This is a genomic window from Kibdelosporangium persicum (genome assembly GCF_013280595.1).
GTDB lineage: Bacteria > Actinomycetota > Actinomycetes > Mycobacteriales > Pseudonocardiaceae > Kibdelosporangium > Kibdelosporangium persicum.
The window spans coordinates 659,230-679,005 of record NZ_JAAATY010000001.1; the positions used below are offsets into that span (position 1 = coordinate 659,230).

Below are 19,776 nucleotides of genomic sequence, written 5' to 3' on the forward strand. Positions count from 1 at the left end.
CCTGTCAGCAGGCCGTCACGCTGGGAAACCGAGTCTAGCGTGGACTACTTGCCGTCTGAAGCGATCTTGAGCTGACCGCCGGTCTTCATCACACGCAACTCCTTGTGCTGCGCGTTTCCCGGTCCGTAGGTCACGTCCACCGGCACGGTCACCGAACCGTCGGCGTTGTTGCGCACGCCGTTGGCGTTGCGGGAACTGAACTGCGGATACTGCGACCAGTACTGGGTGAACGCGTCCAGCGAGCCGAAACTGGCCTGCACCTCGGGCGTGAGCATGGCCCACCGGGTGGCCGGGTCGGCCTGGTTGTAGTACCTGATCACCAACTGGCCCGCGGAGCTCCAGTCGATCGGGCCCTCGTTCTGGCCCTGCGGGCTCGGCGGCGTGACGGACGACGGCGGCTGCTCAGGCGTCTCGGACGGCGTCGCCTGGACGGTCACCGTGGTCTGCGACGGGGTGGTCGGCGGCGGCGGCGCGGCCGAGTTGTTCGAGTCCTGCGAGCTGAGCACGGTCGCGATGACACCGCCCAGCACGGCAGCGGCCACGATCGCGCCGACGACGGCAGCGACGCGCTTGTTCCTGCCCGGTTGTTGCTGTTGCTGCCGCTCGGGCGGCCGCTGCGCCGGTGGCGGCGGTGGCGGTCCCGGCTGCTGAACGGGCGGCTTGGCCGGTGCCTGGACCGCCACGGGCGCGACCAAGGTCGGCTGGGCCGGAGCGGCCTGCTTCGGCGGCGCCGCCGCGGGCACCTGCGTCTTCGGCACGGCCACGGTCGCACCACCGGCGACCTCGCCCAACGTGGCGACCAGCTCGGGCATGGTCGGCCGGTCGGCGGGCTCCAGGCTGAGCATCTGCATCAGGCACTTGGTCAGCGAGCCCGCCTGCTTGGGCTCCGGCACCTTGCCCATGGCCACGGCGTAGAGCTGGGCCAGCGGGTTGTCCTTGAAACCGTACGGCGGCTGCCCCTCGACCGCGTGGTACAGCGTCGCACCCAGCGAGAACACGTCCGACGCCCGGGTCGGGTCCTGGCCGCGGGCGACTTCCGGCGCGAGGTACGCGGGCGTCCCGGCGAGCATGCCGACCGAGGACTGCGTCATCGTGCCGTCGTCGGTCGACCGCGAGATGCCGAAGTCGGTGATCTTCACCTGGCCGCTGTCGTCGATCAGGATGTTGCCCGGCTTGACGTCCCGGTGCACGATCCCGGCAGCGTGCGCCGCGGTCAGCGCGGTGGCCACCTGCACGCCGATCTGGGCGGTCTCCTCCGGGGAGAGCGTGCCGCGTTCGCCCAACAGCCCGGAAAGGCTCAGCGACGGCAGGTACTCCATGATCAGACAGGGATCGCCGTCGTGTTCGGCCACGTCGAACAAGGCGATGGCGTTGCGGTGCTGCAACCGCGCCGCGATCCGGCCCTCCCGCATCGCCCGGCGGCGCGCGTCGGCGGCCTGGCTCTCGGAGAGCCCAGCGCGCATCAACAGTTGCTTGATAGCAACCGTACGGTCAAGCCGCTCGTCGCGTGCCTGCCAGACGATGCCCATCGCGCCACTGCCGATGGTGTCCAGCAGCCGGTAGCGACCGGCGACCAGCTGCCCCTTTTCGATGACGACTCTTCCCTCGCGTGCGTGTACCTGACGGCGTCAACCTTATCGAACCGTGCCCGCCCCGGAACGACACGGCACGGGGTCGACCGATAGCAAACCAAGCGATTGTTTGGTTTGATGAGGGTATGCTGCGCCCGGAACACGACGATCTGCGGGCCGCCGTGCGGCACATGCTCAGCCGCGGCGACGCTTCCTGGACCGGGCTGTGCCGGCAGATCGGCGTCGCCGGTCTCGCGGTGCCCGAGGAGTACGGCGGCGCGGGCGCGACACTCCTCGAAGCCCATGTCGTCCTTGAGGAAACCGGCCGTGTCCTGGCCGGAGTGCCGATGCTGCCGGCCGTCCTGGCCACCCAGGCGTTGCTACTCAGCGGTAATCGGGAGGTCTGCGCCGGCCTGCTGCCCGGGATCGTCGACGGCGGCGTAGTGGCGACCGTGTTGTGGGCGGATTCGGTGTCCGAAACGGTTCGGTACGTGCTGGACGGCGATATCGCCGATGTGCTGATCGTCTCAACACCGGACGGCCTTTTTCTGGGCGATTCCACGCATCGCGTGCATACGCCGACGATGGACGAAAGCAGGCGGCTGGCGACCGTGCGCCTTTCGGGCGGAACGCGGATCGGGCCGCCCGTGCCGCGGCTGCGGGACATCGCCCTGGTGACACTCAGCGCCGAACAGGTCGGCGCCGCCCGGCAATGCCTGGACATGACGGTCGAGTACACGAAGACGCGGGTGCAGTTCGGCCGTCCGATCGGGAGTTTCCAGGCGTTGAAACACCGGATGGCGGACATGCACGTGGCCGTGGAGACCGCGTGGTCGATCTCGTACGCGGCCGTCGGGAACCTCGGCCTGGCGGCCGCCGCGGCCGTCCACTGCGCCGAGACACTGTCCACTGTGGCCGGTGAGATGATCCAGCTGCACGGCGGCATCGCGATCACCTGGGAGCACGACGCGCACCGGTACCTCAAGCGGGCGCACGCGAGCGCGCATCTGTTCGGCCAGCCGCACGAGCACGTCGAGCGGCTCGCCCGGACGCTCTAGATCCAGTCGTCGTGCTTGGACCAGGTGAAGAGGTTGTCCAGCATGGCGTTCGGCTTGCGCTCGGCTTTCACGTCGGTCGCGGTGTACCTGCCCCGGTAGAACAGCAGCGGCTGCGCGTCCCGGCAGGCACCCAACTGCCGGACGCGTCCGATGACGACGTGGTGATCGCCCGCGTCACGCACTTCCTCGACGTCACAGTCGACCCAGGTCAGCGCGCCGTCCAGGATCGGCGCACCACTCGGCGCGGGACGCCACCCGGTCGTGGTGAACTTGTCCGCACCCGCCCGGCCGAACACCGAGGAGATGTCCTGCTGGTCCTCGGCGAGCACGTTGACGCAGAACTTCCCGGTCCGCGAAATGGCCTGCCAGGTTCGGGAACGGCGACCTGGGCAGAACAGCACGAGCGGCGGTTCCAGCGACAACGCGGCAAAGGCCTGGCAGGCGAACCCGACCGGGCCCGCACCGGTGATCACCGTGACGCCCGTGCAGAAGTGGCCCAGCACCCGCCGGAAGTCCGCCGTCGTCCCCGTTGTCACAGTCCCGGCCGCCTCGCCGTTCACTGCTTCGCGCCCACGCTGAAGTCGTGTCCCCAGAGGCTGACCGCGGTGCTTTCCCGCGCGATCCAGTCCTCGTCGTCGACCTGCCTTCCCTCACAGCCGAACTCGACGTCGAACCCGCCGGGTGTCTTCATGTAGAACGACAGCATCAGGTCGTTCACGTGCCTGCCGAGGGTCGCCGAGAGCGGGACTTTCCGGCGCAGCGCGCGGTCCAGCGTCAGCCCGACGTCGTCGCTGTTCTCCACCTCGACCATCAGGTGCACGATCCCGCTCGGTGTCGGCATCGGCAGGAACGCCAGGCTGTGGTGACGCGGGTTGCAGCCGAAGAACCGCAGCCACGCGGGCGGGCCGTCGGCCGGGCGTCCGACGAGCTGCGGCGGCAACCGCATGGAATCCCGCAGCCTGAAGCCAAGGACGTCACGGTAGAACCGCAGTGCCGCTTCGTCGTCGTGGGTGGACAGTACGACGTGACCAAGCCCTTGTTCGGCCGTCACGAACTTGTGGCCGTACGGGCTGACCACCCGGCGGTGTTCCAACGCGGCACCGTGGAAGACCTCGAGGGTGTTGCCGGACGGGTCGTCGAACCTGATCAGCTCCACCACTCGGCGGTCGGCCAGTTCCGCCGGTGTGCCTTCCTTGTACGGCACGCCCGCGGCTTCCAGGCTCCGGCGGACCTCGTCCAGTCCGGCCGCGTTCGCGGTCTCCCACCCGGACTGCGCCAGCCGGTCGTGGTCGCCGGGGAAGATCACCAGGCGGGCCGGGAAGTCGTCCATCCGAAGGTACAACGCGGCGGGATCGTTGCCCTTGCCTTCGACCATGCCGAGCACCTTCAGGCCGTACTCGCGCCACTTCGCCATGTCGGTGGCCTCGATCCGCAGGTAACCCAGCTGCCGGATGCCCATCACGCGCTCCTCAGGAAATCGAGGGTGAGCCGGTTGAACTCGGCGAACTTCTCCAGCTGCGCCCAGTGTCCACATCGGCCGAACACGTGCAGTTGCGCCCGCGGGATCAGCTTCAACGCCAGCAACGCGCCGTCGAGGGGGTTGACGCGGTCCTCACGGCCCCAGACCAGCAGCACGCGTTGCCGGAGTTTGTACGCCTCCCGCCAGAGCATGCCTTCCTCGAACGTATCCGGACTGGTGAACGACCTGCCCATGGACGCCATGGCCCGCAACGACTCCGGGTCGGCGGCCACCCGGTGGCGTTCCTCGATCAGCTCGTCGGTGATCAGCGACTGGTCGAACACGAGAGTTCGCAGGAAGGCCGCAAGCTTCTCCTTGGACGGCCCGGGCGGCGCGGCGAAGTCGTACAGCCGCTTGATGCCTTCGGTCGGATCGGGCGCGAACACGTTGACACCCAGGCCGCCCGGGGCCATCAGCACCAGACGTCCCGCCCGGTCGGGATGCCTGAGCGCGAACCGCACGGCCGTGCCACCGCCGAGCGAGTTGCCGACGAGGTGAACCCGTTCGATGCCAAGGGTGTCAAGCAGGCTCTTCAACGCGTCGGCGCTGTAGGTGAAGAACTGGCCGGTGATCTCCGGCTTGCCGGAGTGCCCGAAACCGGGCTGGTCCACCAGCAGTGTCCGGTGGTGCTCGGCGAAGACCTCGAGGTTGCGGCCGAAGTTGCTCCACGCGGACGCGCCCGGCCCGCCGCCGTGCAGCATCACGACCGGCTCGCCCGATCCGGCTTCGTGGTAGTGCAGCTTCAAGTCCGGTCCGGCTTGCGCGGTCCGTGAGGTGGATTCGAAGGTCGGTGGGTTCGTCACAGCCATGCGTCCTGCACCTTCAGCCCCAGTTCCGACTTTCCGTACATGGCGAGCGCGCGTTCCGGGTCGTTGATCGCGTGCACGCGGCCGGCGTGCGCGTCCCGCCAGAACCGTTGGATCGGCGTACCCGCGTTCAACGCCTTGCCACCGGAGTTCTCGAACAGCCTGTCCACCGCGCCGATCGCCCGCGAGGTCGCTTTGACCTGGTCGCGCCGAATCCGCATGCGCAGGTCGAACGGCACCTTCTCGCCCGCGACGACGTGCTTGTACGCCGTGCCGATGTTGTGCTCCAGTTGCAGCCAGGCGGCGTCGATCTCGCTTGCCGCTTCGGCGACGCGGACTTGCGAATACGGGTCCTCGGCGGCCTTGTTGCCATAGGAAGCCCGCACTCGTTGCTGCATATAGGAAACGTGCGCCTCGTACGCTCCCGTCGCCATGCCCACGACCGGGGCGGCGATCGAGTACGAGAACACCGACGCGAACGGCAGCCGGTACAACGGGCCGGTGTTCACCTCCTGGCCAGGGCAGACACATTTGCCGGTGTCCATGAAGCTCAGCGTCCGGTACTCGGGCACGAACACGTCGTCGACGAGGATGTCGTTGCTGCCGGTACCCCGCAGACCGACAGTGTCCCAGACGTCCTCGATCTTGTAGTCGGAGATCGGCAGCAGGAACGTCCGGAAGTCCACCGGGTTGCCGTCGTCACCCAGCACCAGCCCGCCGAGGAAGACCCAGGAGGCATGGTCGCAGCCCGACGAGAAGCTCCACCGCCCGGAGAACCGGAAGCCGCCGTCGACCGGGGTCGCCCGGCCCATCGGCGCGTAGGAAGAGGAGATCCGGGTGTCCTGGTCCTCGCCCCAGACGTCCTGCTGTGCCCGCGCCGGGAACAGCCCGAGCTGCCACGGGTGACAGCCGAGCACCGACGACACCCAGCCGGTCGACCCGCAGGCGCTGGAGATCAGCCGGACCGAGCGGTAGAAGTCGAGCGGATCGGCCTCCAGCCCGCCGTGCCGGGCCGGTTGCAGGAGCTTGAAGAAGCCGCTCTGCCGCAGCGACTCGATCGATTCCGCCGGGACCCTGCGCAGGTCCTCGGTCTCCTGGGCGCGTTCGCGCAGCACCGGCAGGAGTTCCCGGACCGCGTCGACGACCTCGCTCATCAGCAGCTCCCGAACTGGAACGTGTTCTCCCTACCGACTCAGACTAGAACACGTTCCATTTTCTGTCGACGCTCGGGCGAGCCGCCGGTGGTCAGGACGCCGGTCCGGCGTCCTTCGGCGGCTGCGCGCCCGGAGCGGAGGTGGCGGCGGGACGGGAGGACGCCATGTCGTCCACCCACTTGCTGATCTCCACCGCGATGTCCCGCGCCGCGGCCGCGACGATCGAGGCGATCCGGCCGAGGTGATCGGCCGTGACATCGGCGGCGGTACGGATGGCGTCCCTGGTCTCGTAGTCAGTACCCATGACCGCAAGCTACCCATCTACATCGATTCAGCCCGGCGCACGCGTGCCGCTGCGGCACGCCACTAACCCATACGGGTGCTACCAGCCGGTAAACGATCGTGAGTACGCTCCGGAAAACAGTGGCGCCGGTCACAGGGAGGCTCACCCATGCGGCACGCCTTGGCAAGGTGCCTCGCGTGTGGCTCTCGGTGTGCCTACTGCGATCTGCCGGTCCTGCTCGCCAGCGAACGCGAGCACCCCGGCTACGGCGTGGTGGATCAGGTCAACGACCTCGGCGGGCTGCCGGGCCTGGGTCTGGTCCACGTGTTCTGCCGGGACGCCGCGCGGTCACGAAGCGCGGCCCGGCGTGGGCTTGTTGTCAGAAGGGCGTATCTCGGACGTGCCACCGAGCGTTATGAAGCGCGTCTACCTCTGCGGCCTTACGATCGCCTCGGGGTTTGTCCGGGTGACGGGCGGCGGTGGCGGATTGCGAAGATGCGGTACGCGTGCAAGGCGTGCCGCTACTACACAAGCTCACACTGACAGCTCGAATTGACGAGGGTTGGGTCCACGTGGTCGTTCGTCTCGTTCTTGGCCTGTTGATGACCGTTGTCGGGGTCGGGTTCGCCGTGCAGCGAATCCTCTGGCTGAACAAGCTGATCAGGTCGGGCGAACCCGACCATGACCGATCCGGCAACCTGGGCAAACGGGTCGCGGCCCACCTCGCCGAGGTGTTCGGCCAGCGCAAGCTGCTGAAGTGGTCGATCCCCGGCCTGGCGCACCTGTTCACCTTCTGGGGCTTCGTCATCCTGATCACCGTCTACCTGGAGGCGTACGGCGCGCTGTTCTACGACAAGTTCGCGATCCCGTTCGTCGGCCACTGGGCGGTGCTGGGGTTCCTGCAGGACTTCATCGCGGTGATGGTGGCCGTCTCGCTGGTGGTGTTCGCGGTGCTGCGGATCAAGCAGTCGCCGGAACGCAAGCAGCGGGCGTCGCGGTTCTACGGCTCGCACACCGGTGGCGCGTGGCTGATCCTGGTGATGATCTTCAACGTGATCTGGACGCTGTTCCTGTTCCGCGGATCGTCCGCGGCGGCGGGCAACTTCCCGTACGACAGCGGCGCGTTCGTGTCACTGGCCGTCGGCGACCTGCTCGCCCCGCTAGGCCACGACACCAACGAGGTCATCGAGACGGTCGGCCTGCTGCTGCACATCGGCGTCGCGCTCGGCTTCCTGATCATCGTGCTGCACTCCAAGCACCTGCACATCTTCCTGGCGCCGATCAACGTCACCGCCAAGCGGCTGCCGGACGGCCTCGGCCCGTTGCTGCCGATGACGTCGCACGGCAAGCCGATCGACTTCGAGGACCCGGGCGAGGACGACGTGTTCGGCCGGGGCAAGATCGAGGACTTCACCTGGAAGGGCATGCTGGACTTCGCGACCTGCACGGAGTGCGGCCGCTGCCAGTCCCAGTGCCCGGCGTGGAACACCGGCAAACCGTTGTCCCCCAAACTGGTCATCATGGACCTCCGCGACCACCTGTTCGCGAAGGCGCCGTACCTGATCGGCGGCAAGCAGGAACCCGAGGGCGGAGTCGTCGAGAAGGCCGTCGACGAAGGCGAACACCACCACAACGTGCCCGAATCCGGGTTCTCGCGGGTGCCGGGTGACCAAGGTGGACGGCCGCTCGTGGGAACGCTGGAGCAAGGCGGCGTGATCGACCCGGACGTGCTGTGGTCGTGCACGACCTGCGGCGCGTGCGTCGAGCAGTGCCCGGTGGACATCGAGCACGTCGACCACATCGTCGACATGCGGCGCTACCAGGTGATGATCGAGTCGGAGTTCCCGACCGAGCTCGGCACGCTGTTCCGTAACCTGGAGACCAAGGGCAACCCGTGGGGCCAGAACAACTCGGAGCGGATGGACTGGGCCAAGGGCCTGGACTTCGAGGTGCCGGTGTTCGACGGCGAACTGGCGTCCGATGTGGAATACGTGTACTGGATCGGCTGCGCGGGGGCGTTCGACGACAACGCCCGCCGGACCGTCCGGGCCACGGCCGAACTGCTGCACCTCGCCGGCGTGAAGTACGTCGTGCTGGGCAAGGAGGAGAGCTGCACGGGTGACCCGGCGCGACGGTCGGGCAACGAGTTCCTGTTCCAGATGATGGCCCAGCAGACGGTGGAGATGCTGAACGCCGTCTTCGAGGGCCGCGAGCCGGTGCAGCGCAAGATCGTGACCACGTGCCCGCACTGCATGAACACCCTCGGCCGCGAGTACCCGCAGCTGGAAGGGCACTACGAGGTCGTGCACCACACCCAGTTGCTGAACCGTCTGGTGCAGGCCGGAAAGCTGACGCCGGTGGCGCCCGCCGACCCGCAGGGCCCCGGAGTGACCTACCACGACCCGTGCTACCTCGGCCGGCACAACAAGGTCTACACGCCGCCGCGGGAACTGATCGGCGCCGCGGGCGCTTCGCTGACCGAGATGCCGCGGCACGCCGACCGGTCGCTGTGCTGTGGCGCGGGTGGCGCTCGCATGTGGATGGAGGAGCGGATCGGCAAGCGCGTCAACGAGGAACGTGTCGACGAGGCGCTGACCACCGGCACGGACACGGTCGTCACCGGCTGCCCGTTCTGCCGCGTGATGATCAACGACGGCCTGACCGCGCGCCAGAGCGAAGGCAAGGGCGAAGGCGTGGCCGTGAAGGACGTCTCCCAGCTCCTGCTGGAGTCGGTGAAACGAGGCGGCACCATCCCCGCCACCGACTAACCCCCTCGTGAGTGTTTATCCGTGTTCTAACCCGGATAAACACTCACGAGCTATTTGGTGGGGTGGGACGACTGGTAGGCGAGTCTGCGGTCGGCACTCGCGGCTATCCGGTCGAGGACGTCGTCCAAGGCCATGAACGCCTCCCACGGTTCGCCGCCGAGCCGGTCCACCACCAGTTGCTCCAGGTCCTGGACGCGCTTGGCCTTCCAGATCTTGTCGGCCAGGCTGACCACCAGGTCGTCCAGGCCGACGCCGGGAGCGTGCCAGGACGCGTGCGTCCGGGCGAAGCGGGCCAGTCGCTCCGGAAAACCGCGCTCCAGCAGAAGTTCGTAGCCGGCCTGTTCGTGCTGGGACCCTGGGCCGGAGAGTTCGGCGGGGTACAGCACCTTGCCGACGTCGTGGGTGGCCGCGCCGAAGAGGACTGCCTCCCTGTCGACGGTAAGGCCACGCGCCTCGAACCAGTCGACCAGCTGACACGCCACGTCGTGCACCAGACGAAGATGCGCCGCCAACCGGGGCGGCGCATCCAACGCTTCCAGCAGTGCCACCACGTCATCGGGCAACGGTCGTAACGACGTCACCGGGGCACTTTAGCCGCGAGGTTGATCGCGATGTCGGCCAGTTGATCCTCCTGGCCGCCGACCAGCTTGCGCTCGCCCGCCTGGACGAGGATTTCCGCGCCGGAGACGCCATAGCGCTCGGCCTGGCGGTACGCGTGCTTCAGGAAACTCGAGTAGACGCCCGCGTAGCCCATCAGCAGTGCCATCCGGTCGAGCTTGCACTCCTCGGGCATCGCGGGCAGCACCACGTCCTCGGCCGCGTCGACGATCTTGAAGAAGTCGATGCCGGTCTCGATCCCGAGTTTGTCGCACACGCCCACGAGCGCCTCGGTCGCCGTGTTGCCCGCGCCGGCACCGAATCGACGGGCGCTGCCGTCGATCTGCCGTGCCCCGGCACGGATCGCGGCGATCGAGTTCGCCACCGACAGCCCGAGGTTCTCGTGGCCGTGGAACCCGGCTTCGGCGTCGGCACCGAGCTCCGCGACCAACGCCGAAACCCGGTCGCTGACCTGTTCGAGCACCAAGGCACCGGCGGAGTCGACGACGTACACGCACTGGCACCCCGCGTCGGCCATGATCCGGCCCTGCCTGGCGATCACCTCGGGCGGCTGGGAGTGGGCCATCATCAGGAACCCGACGGTCTCCAGGCCACGTTCCCGTGCCAGACCGAAGTGCTGCACGGCGATGTCCGCCTCGGTGCAGTGGGTGGCGATCCGGCAGATCGAGGCGCCGTTGTCCTGAGCGACGAGGATGTCGTCCTTCACGCCGACGCCGGGCAGCATCAGGAAGGCGATCTTCGCGTTCCGGGCGGTCCGCACCGCGACGCTGATCAGCTCCTGCTCCGGCGTCTTGCTGAAGCCGTACGTGAAGGACGAGCCGCCGAGGCCGTCGCCGTGGGTGACCTCGATGACCGGGACACCGGCGTCGTCGAGTGCGGCCACAATGGACCGTACCTCGTCGGCCGTGAACTGGTGCCGCTTATGGTGCGAGCCGTCCCGCAGCGACGTGTCCGTGATCCTGAGCATGGGCGATCCTTTCCCCGACCCGTACCGCGGCGGCGGTCATGATGTCCAGGTTTCCGGCATAGGGCGGCAGGAAGTCCCCTGCCCCTTCGACTTCGACGAAGACGGTCACCCGGGCCGGGGCCACGCCGTCGGCCGGGTCGAACTGCGGCTCGTTCAGCAACCGGTAGCCGGGCACGTACGAGGCCACCTCGGCGACCATGGACGTGACCGACGCGGCGATCGCGGAGTGGTCGGCGTCGGACGGGATCGCGCAGATGATCGTGTCCCGCATGATCATCGGCGGGTCGGCCGGGTTCAGCACGATGATCGCCTTGCCTCGGGTGGCGCCGCCCATCACCTCGATCCCCCGGCTCGTGGTCCGGGTGAACTCGTCGATGTTCGCCCTCGTCCCGGGGCCCGCGGACACCGAGGCGACCGATGCGACGATCTCCGCGTAAGGGACCTCGGCGACACGGGACACCGCGGCCACGATCGGGATCGTCGCCTGCCCGCCGCACGTGATCAGGTTGACGTTCGTGGCGTCCAGGTGCTCGTCCAGATTCACCGGCGGCACGACGTAGGGCCCGATCGCCGCCGGGGTCAGGTCGATCGCCCGGATTCCGGCTTCCTCGTACCGCGGCGCGTTCGCGCGGTGCACGTACGCCGAAGTCGCCTCGAACACCAGCTGCGGCCGATTCGCACTGGACAGCAGCGCATCCACACCGTCTGATGTGGTCTCCAGGCCGAGCGCGGCCGCGCGCTTGAGTCCTTCGCTGTCCGGGTCGATCCCGACCATCCACACCGGATCGATCACTTCGCTGCGCTGGAGCTTGTACAGCAGGTCGGTCCCGATGTTGCCGGAACCGACGATCGCCGCTGGAACACCCATCAGACACCCCCGAACGTCAGGGAAACCACGCCGAGCCCGGAGAACTCGGCCCGGAACGAGTCGCCGGGCCGCGCGTCGATCGCCCGGGTGCACGATCCGGGCAGCACGATGTGCCCGGCCCGCAACCGGACACCGAAGCTCGCGACCTTGCCCGCCAGCCAGGCCACGGCCGTGACCGGGTTGCCGAGCACGGCGTCCGACCTGCCTTTGGCCACCTCGGAGCCGTTACGCCAGAGGACCGCGTCGATCCCCCGGATGTCCACCTCGGACGGCCTGACGCGCGCGGCGCCCAGCACGAAACCGGCGGAGGACGCGTTGTCCGCGATGGTGTCGGGCAGGCTGATCTGCCAGTCCACGATCCGGCTGTCGATCAGTTCGATCGCGGGCGCCAGGAACTCCGTCGCCGCCAGGACGTCGTCCTCCGTGCAGCCCTCACCCGGCAGGTCCGCGCCGAGGACGAACCCGACCTCGACTTCGACCCGGGGATAGCAGTACCGCCCGGTGTCGACCGGAACGTCCTCGGACAGAGCCATGTCGTCGAGCAGATGGCCGTAGTCCGGTTCGTTCACGCCCATCATCTGCTGCATCGCCTCGGACGACAGGCCCACCTTGTGGCCGAGGACCGGCCGCGCCCGCCGCCTGATGTTGTGTAACTGGATCTCATAGGAATCCACCGCGTCGATGCCGGGATAGTCCCGGACCAGTGGTGCGATCGGCGACCGGTCGCGTTCGGCCGCGTACAGCCGGTCCGCCGCGTCGATGCGTTGGTCAGCCGTGAGCACTTGTCCTCCTCACACTCGCGCTGATGCCCGCTCTCCGACCGGAGAACACGCAATCGGCCAGCGACAACCCGCTGACGTAGGAGTTCGAGCAGATCCCGACGGCAGTGCGGCCCGCGGCGAACAGGCCGTCGACCACAGTGCCGTCGTCCCGGCGGACCGCGCCGGTCTGCTCGTCGACCACAAGCCCGCCGAGCGTCAGCATCGGGCACGGATAACCCAGGCTCGGCTTGATCGAGATGTCCAACAGGGAGTACGGCGGCGAGTCCAGCGCCCGCACGAACTCCGCCGGTTTGCCTGCCGGGTCCGGCTTCCCCGAGATCGCCGCCGCGTTGTGCGCCTCCACGGTCGCGGTCAGCCCGTCTGGGTCCACCCCTGCCTTACGGGCCACCTCTTCCACTGTGGACCCGCTGACGGACTCCCTGCCCAGCAGGAACCGCGTCTGCAACCGGTGGAACCACACGGTCTGCGAACGCAACTGTTTGCGCACCTCAGCGACAAGCGCGCTGTCCACGAACAACCAGCCGCGGGCACCGTGCTTCGTGACCATGTCATGCCCCAGGGCGGCGCCGTACCGGGACTCGTCGCCGATGCGCTGTCCTGAGGCGGAAACGGCGAGACTGCCCAGAAAAGCACTCGGTGGGCTGATGAACCGCCACGCGGACACCCGGTCCAGGTACGCCGTGGCGCCTCCGGCTTCGACGCCCATGAGGATTCCGGTGCCGTCGTCGGCCACGGTGCCCAGGGCCAGGCCACGCCGGTAGTCGGGCGCGTGCTCGCGCATCATCTCCCGGTTGGCCACGAACCCGCCCGCCGCCAGCACCACGCCGCGCCGCGCTTCGACACGAAACGGCTTCCCATAACGCTGTTCCAGCCGTTTGACCCGCCGGTTCAGCGCCTTCCGCAGGAACGGTACGTACAGCCCGGGCTTCGCCGCGTACTTCCCGTAGACGTGATGACGGCGAGCAGCCCACCCGGTCAGCACCGAACATTCCACCCCGACCACCCGGCCGTTCTCGGTGATCAGGCGGCGCGCAAAGGTTTGCGTCCGGACTCGCGCCCCGGCTCGGGCGGCCTCGGCGAGCCGGGCGAAGAACACCTTGCCTGACGTGCCTTTGCCTTTGGTCCGGTGACCGCGGGCAGCAGGCGGGGCGGCGTCACGAAATCCGCCCGCCGACTCGCTGCCCGAGTAGTAGAGGTAGTGCTTGTTGCTCGGGTAGGACGTCTTGTACGGGCACAGGCTGGAGTCGAACGGCACACCCTGTTTCTCCAGCCAGGCGATCATGTCCACGCTCGTATCGACGAACCTCCGAAGCGTCTCCTCGGAGACCACGTCCCCGGTTTCCAGCCGCAGATAGCGCAACATCGCGTCCGGAGTGTCCGTGACACCCGCTGCGACCTGATGGGACGTGCCGCCGCCCGCGTAGACGACGCCGCCGGACATCGCCGTCGCCCCGCCGCCACCGAACCGATCCAGTACGAGCACGTCGGCCCCAGCCGACGCCGCCTCGATGGCCGCGCAGGCTCCGGCCGCCCCGAAGCCGACGATGACCACATCGGCGCTGTCCTGCCACTCATGTGAAACACGTTTCTGCACTGTCGGACCTGCCTCACAGGGGGTGAATCCGCAGACACCATAGCGCGACTGGCGACCAAGACTATAACCTGTTCTAGTATTGGCCACGGAGGTGCTGATGACGGAGCCAGCCGAGTTCGACCTCGTTGTCGTAGGCAGCGGAGCGGCCGGGATGACCGCCGCGCTGACCGCGGCCCGCAACGGGCTGAGCACCGTGGTGCTGGAGAAGGCGCCGACGTACGGCGGCTCGACGGCCCGGTCGGGCGGGGGCGTCTGGATCCCCAACAACCGGGTGATCCTCGACGCCGGCGTGCCGGACACCCCCGAAGCGGCGAGCGCCTACCTCGACCACATCGTCGGTGATGTCGTGCCCGCCGAGCTGAAGCGGACCGTGCTGGACCGTGGTCCGGAGATGCTGGACTTCGTGCTGGCCCACACCCCGCTGAGGTTCGCGTGGGTCAAGGGCTACTCCGACTACTACCCGGAGGCTCCCGGCGGGATGCCCGGCGGCCGGTCGATCGAGCCAAAGCCGATGCCCGCCGGCCTGATCGGCTCCCATCTCGACACGCTGACCAGGCCATATCTGGCCTCGCCGATGGACGTCGCGGTCACCCAGGCCGACTACCGCTGGCTGAACCTGGTTCGCAGGCATCCCCGCGGCATGCTGCGTGCGCTCCGTGTCGGCGCACGCGGCTTCCTGGCCAGGGCCCGCAAGCGCAGGCAGCTGGCGATGGGCCAAGCGCTTGCTGGAGGTATCCGGGCGGGCCTGGCCAAGGCCGGTGTGCCGGTCTGGCTGGAGACCGCTCTCGTCGACCTGGAGACGCGCGACGACCGGGTGACCGGCGTTCGAGTCACTCAGGGCGACAAGGAGTTCGTCGTCAGGGCCCGTTACGGCGTACTGCTGGCGTCCGGTGGTTTCGAGCGCAACGAGGAGCTGCGCAAGAAGTACCAGCGCGAGCCGATCGGCACACAGTGGACAGTCGGTGCGCAGGAGAACACCGGTGACGGCATCGAAGCCGGGCTGCGGCTCGGCGCTGCCGTCGACCTGATGGACGACGCGTGGTGGGGTCCGTCCATAGTGCTCAGTGGTGGTCCGTACTTCTGCCTGGCTGAGCGGACTCTGCCTGGCTGCATCATGGTCAACGCCGAAGGCAAACGGTTCGTCAACGAAGCCGCGCCCTATGTGGACGCCGTGCACGCGATGTACGGCGAAGGCGACGGACCTGCCAGGAACTTCCCGACCTGGCTGATCGCCGACCAGCGCTACCGCAACCGATACGTGTTCGCCGGGCTTTACCCGGGACAGCCGTTCCCTGGTCGTTGGTACAAGGCAGGCGCCGTGGTCAAGGCGCCGACTCTGCGGGAACTGGCCGAGCAGATCGACGTCTCACCAGACGGCCTGGCAGAGACCGTGCAGCGGTTCAACGGCTTCGCGGCAACCGGGAAGGACGAAGACTTCCGGCGCGGTGAGTCCGCGTACGACAAGTACTACGGGGATCCGCGCAACCGTCCCAACCCATGCCTTGCGGCACTGGAGGTCGCGCCGTTCTACGCGGTCCGGATAGTGCCCGGAGATCTGGGGACCAAGGGAGGGTTGCGGACCGACGCGACAGCACGGGTCCTCAGGGAAGACGGTTCGGTCATCGAAGGCCTTTACGCGGCCGGGAACGCCAGTGCGGCGGTGATGGGACGCACGTACGCGGGCCCTGGTGCGACGATTGGACCCGCGATGACGTTTGGTTACCTGGCCGCGCTGGACATGGCCGCACTGGCGAAGGGGAGCAAGCAGTGACTCGCGACGAGATCCGGACCATCGACGTCGGCACCCCGCCGACCAGGTTCGCCCGAGGCTGGCACTGCATAGGTCTGGCCGAGCACTTCAAGGACGGCAAGCCGCACGCGATCGAGGCGTTCGGCACCAAGCTCGTGGTGTTCCAGGGCCAGGACGGCGAACTCAACGTGCTGGACGCGTACTGCCGGCATATGGGCGGAGACCTCAGCCAAGGCAGCGTCAAGGGCGACGCCATCGCGTGCCCGTTCCACGACTGGCGTTGGGCCGGCAACGGCCGCTGCGTCGAGATCCCTTACGCCAAGCGGGTTCCGTTGAGGGCACGCACCAGGGCATGGACCACCCTGGAGCAGAACGGCCAACTGCTGATCTGGCACGACCCGCAGGGCAACCCGCCGCCCGACAACGTGATGATCCCTCGTGTGGCCGGTGCGTACGAGGACGGCTGGAGCAACTGGACCTGGGACAGCATCCGGATCGAGGGCTCACACTGCCGCGAGATCATCGACAACATGGTCGACATGGCGCACTTCTACTACATCCACTTCGCCTTCCCGACCTACTTCAAGAACATCTTCGAAGGCCACATCGCCACGCAGTACCTCAACTCGCGCGGACGGCCGGACGTGACGGCGACGGGCAGCAAGAACACCGGCAACTACGCCGGTGAGGACAACCTGTTGCGTTCCGAGGCGTCGTACTACGGCCCGGCGTACATGATCAACTACCTGTGGAACGACTACAAGGGCATCGAAGTCGAGACGGTGCTGATCAACTGCCACTACCCGATCACACACAACTCGTTCATGCTTCAGTACGGGCTGATCGTCAAGAAGCTGCCCGGCCTGGACGACGAGATGGCCGACAAGGTGGCGGGCAAGTTCGCCAAGAGCTTCAAGGTCGGCTTCCTGCAGGATGTGGAGATCTGGAAGAACAAGACCCGGATCGACAACCCGTTGCTGTGTGAGGAGGACGGCCCGGTCTACCAGCTGCGCCGGTGGTACGAGCAGTTCTATGTGGACGTCGAGGAAGTCACCGACGACATGACCAGGCGCTTCGAGTTCGAGGTGGACACCACCAAGGCGAACGAGGCCTGGGAACGTGAGGTCCAGGAGAACCTGGCTCGCCGCAAGGAAGCCGGTGTGTGATGTGGGCCAAGGCGCCTGTCGGCGATGTCACCGAGATGGCCGAGCGGACAGCGGCCGACCGGCGGGGATTCCTCGCGGACGGACTGCGGCCGGTGGAGTGCACCGCCTGCGGGACTTGCGTTCTGGTCAAGAAGAGCAGCAGGCACCAGATGAGCATCCAGTGGCAGACGCCCACCGGCAGCTGCCCGGAGTACGCCGCCCAGAACAAGCCGGGCGCGTTGCTGGACACGTGTTCCAAGCTGCGTGCCAGCATCGAGTCGCTGGTCGCCGAAGGCCTGCTTGAGGTGCCCGATGGCTGAGTACCAGCAGGTGAAGGTCGCCGAGGTGATCCAGGAGACGGCCGACGCGGTGTCCGTGGTGTTCGACGCGAGGATGGACTACCGGCCGGGCCAGTTCCTGACTCTGCGATGCGGCCCGGTGGCCCGGTGCTACTCGTTGTCCAGTTCGCCGCATGTGGACGAGCGTCCACAAGTGACGATCAAACGGATACCGGACGGCTACGGCTCCGCGTGGGTGTGCGACAACGTCCGCGCGGGAACGGTACTGGACATCCTGCCGCCCGCCGGGATCTTCTCACCGAGTTCGTTGGACGACAACCTGTTGCTGTTCGCGGGCGGCAGCGGGATCACGCCGGTGATCTCGATCATCAAGTCCGCGCTGGCCCGTGGCACGGGCCGGGTGGTGCTGGTGTACGCCAACCGGGACGAGTCCTCGGTGATCTTCGCGGCCAAGCTGCGTGAGCTGGCGGACGCGTACCCGGACCGGTTCATGGTGATCCACTGGCTGGAGTCGTTGCAGGGCCTGCCGACACCCCGGCACCTGACCGCGTTGCGCCCGTTCACCGGGTTCCAGTCGTTCCTCTGTGGACCGGCGCCGTTCATGGAAGTCGTGACCCAGGCGTTGCGGTCGATGGGCGTGCCGCGCGACCGGATTCACATCGAACGGTTCATCTCCTTGACCGGCAACCCGTTCGAAGAGACCGTCGAGGAGCCGGCCGAGGGTGACGAGGCCACCGTCGAGGTCGACCTGGACGGCGAGCAGTTCACCTTTCCCTGGCCGCGTAACAGGAAGCTGCTGGACCTGTTGCTGGAGAAAGGTGTCCAGGCGCCGTACTCCTGCCGCGAGGGCGCGTGCAGTGCGTGCGCGTGCCGGATCGAGCAGGGCGAGGTGAAGATGCTGCAGAACGAAATCCTCGACCAGGAGGACCTGGACGACGGGATCGTGCTCGCCTGCCAGTCACTGCCGGTCACCGACACGGTCAGGATCACGTACAGCTGAGGAGTTCCATGCCCATCGACCCTTCAGTCGCCATCGGTGCCTCCTTGGGCGAGACCACGTTCGAGTGGATGCCGTCCGACGTGCTGCTGTACCACCTGGCGCTGGGCGCGGGCGCGAATCCGACGTCCGAAGTGGAACTGCGGTACGCGACCGAGCCGGACCTCCAGGTCCTGCCGACCTTCGGCGTGGTCGCACCGAACTTCAAGCGGACAAAGCCTCCCGCGGTGTCCTATCCCGGCGTCGAGATCGATCTGGCGAAGGTCTTGCACGGTCAGCAGGAGATCACCGTGCACCGGCCGCTGCCGGTGCGGGCGACCGCGACGATCAGCACGCGGATCTCGGACGTGTACGACAAGGGCAAAGCCGCTGTGATCGTGCAGGAGGCCACGGCCGTCGACTCCGCCGGCGAACCGTTGTACACCACCAGGTCCAGCATCTTCGCGCGCGGCGAAGGCGGTTTCGGCGGATCACGCGGACCGTCGGCCTCAGTCGAACTTCCCGGCCGGGCACCGGACTTCGTGCTGGAAACTCCCACGCTGCCACAGCAGGCGTTGCTGTACCGGCTGTGCGGAGACCGTAATCCCCTGCACTCCGACCCCGCGTTCGCCGCGGCCGCCGGCTTTCCCCGGCCGATCCTGCACGGCTTGTGCACGTACGGCATCGTGTGCAAAGCCGTGGTCGACGGGGTGCTCGGCGGCGACGTCAGCCAGGTGTCCGGGTTCGCCACACGCTTCGCCGGTGTGGTCTATCCCGGTGAGACACTGCGCAGCCAGGTCTGGCAGGAGGACAAGCGCTTGCTCGTCACGTGTTCGGTGGACGACCGGCCGGTCCTCACCGACACCGTGCTCAGCCTATGGTGATCGCCGGTCTTTTCGCCGGGTCCAGCCATCGCATGATCACGTCGAGCTCGCCGGACGGAACGGCGACGCAGCCCGCGGTCGGCTTGCCGTTGTGGACGTGCAGGAAGAACGCCGAACCGGCACCGGGTTTGACCGGATCACGGTTGTAGTCGATCACCACCGCGTGGTCGTAGACGTGGCCCGCGGTGATCAGGCGCTCGCCCGCGCGTTCGTCGAACGGGCACTTACCCGGCGGGCAGCGGAAATGCTTGTTGTATTCCGGGGAATCGACGTCACTGACCCACCAGTCCTGTTCGTCGACGGTGAAATACGGCAACCGGGTCCCGTTGTTCGGTGCGATGCCGAATGCCTCGGTCAGTGCGTAAACGCCGGCCGGTGTCCGGGAGCGGCCTTCCTGTGCCTCGCCGATGCCTTCCGCGCCGACAAAGGCGTCGACCGGGCCGATGTCCCGGTGCCACGAGTCGTTCACCCGTGACCAAGCACTCAGTTTGGCGGTCGTCGACGACCAGTCGCGTGCCGACACCGTGACCACCTGCTCGACGATGCCGTGGTGCGACGCCAGTACTCCGTTGCGCGCCTCGCCCGGGGTGACCGCGGCGATCAGCGCCATCTCGTGTTGGTCCACTACCTGCTCATCTGTTGTCCCGACCGTGGGTGCGAAGGCGGGTAACGCCGCCGCACCGAGCCAGGCTAGAACGAGCACCAGGGGAAGGGCGACACGACGCACCGGGGCA

General features: G+C 67.7%; 19 protein-coding genes. 7 read left to right on the top strand and 12 right to left on the bottom strand.

The genetic code is table 11. From position 1 onward, the window contains the following. Positions 1–44: 44 nt before the first annotated feature. Positions 45–1,592, bottom strand: a complete 1,548-nt coding sequence (locus GC106_RS03025; protein WP_312872416.1) for a serine/threonine-protein kinase — start codon at positions 1,590–1,592, stop codon at positions 45–47. 125 nt (positions 1,593–1,717) lie between these two features. On the opposite strand from GC106_RS03025, the gene GC106_RS03030 reads away from it, so the two are divergent. Then, positions 1,718–2,629, top strand: a complete 912-nt coding sequence (locus tag GC106_RS03030) for an acyl-CoA dehydrogenase family protein (RefSeq protein ID WP_173124041.1) — start codon at positions 1,718–1,720, stop codon at positions 2,627–2,629. Here the strand turns inward: GC106_RS03030 and hsaB are convergent. The 5 genes from hsaB to GC106_RS03055 form a co-directional block, all read right to left on the bottom strand. Further along, entirely contained in the window at positions 2,626–3,165 is a 540-nt protein-coding gene (hsaB, locus tag GC106_RS03035) for a 3-hydroxy-9,10-secoandrosta-1,3,5(10)-triene-9,17-dione monooxygenase reductase subunit (protein WP_312872377.1), read from the bottom strand. The two genes, GC106_RS03030 and hsaB, sit on opposite strands and share 4 nt — an antisense overlap. 20 nt (positions 3,166–3,185) lie before the next feature. Then, entirely contained in the window at positions 3,186–4,088 is a 903-nt protein-coding gene (gene hsaC, locus GC106_RS03040) for an iron-dependent extradiol dioxygenase HsaC (RefSeq protein ID WP_173124043.1), read from the bottom strand. Further along, positions 4,088–4,957, bottom strand: a complete 870-nt coding sequence (hsaD, locus tag GC106_RS03045; protein WP_173124045.1) for a 4,5:9,10-diseco-3-hydroxy-5,9,17-trioxoandrosta-1(10),2-diene-4-oate hydrolase — start codon at positions 4,955–4,957, stop codon at positions 4,088–4,090. The genes hsaC and hsaD overlap by 1 nt, the downstream gene beginning before the upstream one ends. Further along, on the bottom strand, positions 4,948–6,108 hold the full coding sequence (gene hsaA, locus GC106_RS03050) for a 3-hydroxy-9,10-secoandrosta-1,3,5(10)-triene-9,17-dione monooxygenase oxygenase subunit (protein ID WP_173124047.1): 1,161 nt from the start codon (positions 6,106–6,108) through the stop codon (positions 4,948–4,950). Before hsaA ends, hsaD begins: the two co-directional genes overlap by 10 nt. A gap of 91 nt (positions 6,109–6,199) precedes the next feature. Continuing rightward, the gene (locus tag GC106_RS03055) at positions 6,200–6,412 is read right to left on the bottom strand and encodes a hypothetical protein (RefSeq protein WP_173124049.1); all 213 of its coding nucleotides are present in this window, start codon (positions 6,410–6,412) and stop codon (positions 6,200–6,202) included. Between the two features lie 551 nt (positions 6,413–6,963). On the opposite strand from GC106_RS03055, the gene GC106_RS03060 reads away from it, so the two are divergent. Continuing rightward, positions 6,964–9,159, top strand: coding sequence for a (Fe-S)-binding protein (locus tag GC106_RS03060; RefSeq protein WP_173124051.1), 2,196 nt, complete (start codon positions 6,964–6,966; stop codon positions 9,157–9,159). Between the two features lie 50 nt (positions 9,160–9,209). Here GC106_RS03060 and GC106_RS03065 read toward each other — a convergent pair whose 3' ends face one another. Genes GC106_RS03065 through GC106_RS03085 form a run of 5 tightly spaced genes read right to left on the bottom strand, consistent with a single transcriptional unit; the run spans position 9,210 to position 13,988 of the window. Next, complete coding sequence (locus tag GC106_RS03065) at positions 9,210–9,740, bottom strand: HD domain-containing protein (RefSeq protein ID WP_173124053.1); 531 nt, start codon at positions 9,738–9,740, stop codon at positions 9,210–9,212. Beyond that, positions 9,737–10,744, bottom strand: coding sequence for a 4-hydroxy-2-oxovalerate aldolase (dmpG, locus tag GC106_RS03070; RefSeq protein ID WP_173124055.1), 1,008 nt, complete (start codon positions 10,742–10,744; stop codon positions 9,737–9,739). The genes GC106_RS03065 and dmpG overlap by 4 nt, the downstream gene beginning before the upstream one ends. Next, positions 10,698–11,612 (bottom strand): acetaldehyde dehydrogenase (acetylating), encoded by a 915-nt coding sequence (locus GC106_RS03075; protein WP_173124058.1) that lies wholly within the window; start codon positions 11,610–11,612, stop codon positions 10,698–10,700. Before GC106_RS03075 ends, dmpG begins: the two co-directional genes overlap by 47 nt. Then, complete coding sequence (locus GC106_RS03080; RefSeq protein ID WP_173124060.1) at positions 11,612–12,394, bottom strand: 2-keto-4-pentenoate hydratase; 783 nt, start codon at positions 12,392–12,394, stop codon at positions 11,612–11,614. The genes GC106_RS03075 and GC106_RS03080 overlap by 1 nt, the downstream gene beginning before the upstream one ends. Then, on the bottom strand, positions 12,381–13,988 hold the full coding sequence (locus GC106_RS03085) for an FAD-binding protein (RefSeq protein ID WP_173124062.1): 1,608 nt from the start codon (positions 13,986–13,988) through the stop codon (positions 12,381–12,383). The genes GC106_RS03080 and GC106_RS03085 overlap by 14 nt, the downstream gene beginning before the upstream one ends. Positions 13,989–14,085: 97 nt before the next feature. On the opposite strand from GC106_RS03085, the gene kstD reads away from it, so the two are divergent. From kstD to chsH3, 5 genes are read left to right on the top strand one after another with little or no spacing between them, the layout of a single operon-like run. Next, the gene (gene kstD, locus GC106_RS03090; protein ID WP_173124064.1) at positions 14,086–15,759 is read left to right on the top strand and encodes a 3-oxosteroid 1-dehydrogenase; all 1,674 of its coding nucleotides are present in this window, start codon (positions 14,086–14,088) and stop codon (positions 15,757–15,759) included. Then, positions 15,756–16,904 carry a 3-ketosteroid-9-alpha-monooxygenase, oxygenase component gene (locus GC106_RS03095; RefSeq protein ID WP_173124066.1) on the top strand — a complete coding sequence of 383 codons (1,149 nt, stop codon included), beginning with the start codon at positions 15,756–15,758 and terminating at the stop codon, positions 16,902–16,904. The genes kstD and GC106_RS03095 overlap by 4 nt, the downstream gene beginning before the upstream one ends. Then, positions 16,904–17,203: a hypothetical protein gene (locus GC106_RS03100; protein ID WP_376777698.1), complete on the top strand. Its 300-nt coding sequence runs from the start codon at positions 16,904–16,906 to the stop codon at positions 17,201–17,203. Before GC106_RS03095 ends, GC106_RS03100 begins: the two co-directional genes overlap by 1 nt. Further along, a complete protein-coding gene (locus GC106_RS03105; protein ID WP_173124068.1) occupies positions 17,196–18,182 on the top strand; it encodes a ferredoxin--NADP reductase in 987 nt (328 codons plus the stop codon). Before GC106_RS03100 ends, GC106_RS03105 begins: the two co-directional genes overlap by 8 nt. A gap of 8 nt (positions 18,183–18,190) precedes the next feature. Beyond that, complete coding sequence (gene chsH3, locus GC106_RS03110; RefSeq protein WP_173124070.1) at positions 18,191–19,042, top strand: enoyl-CoA hydratase ChsH3; 852 nt, start codon at positions 18,191–18,193, stop codon at positions 19,040–19,042. Here the strand turns inward: chsH3 and GC106_RS03115 are convergent. Continuing rightward, positions 19,029–19,769: a L,D-transpeptidase family protein gene (locus tag GC106_RS03115; RefSeq protein WP_312872378.1), complete on the bottom strand. Its 741-nt coding sequence runs from the start codon at positions 19,767–19,769 to the stop codon at positions 19,029–19,031. The genes chsH3 and GC106_RS03115 overlap by 14 nt on opposite strands. Positions 19,770–19,776 lie beyond the last annotated feature (7 nt).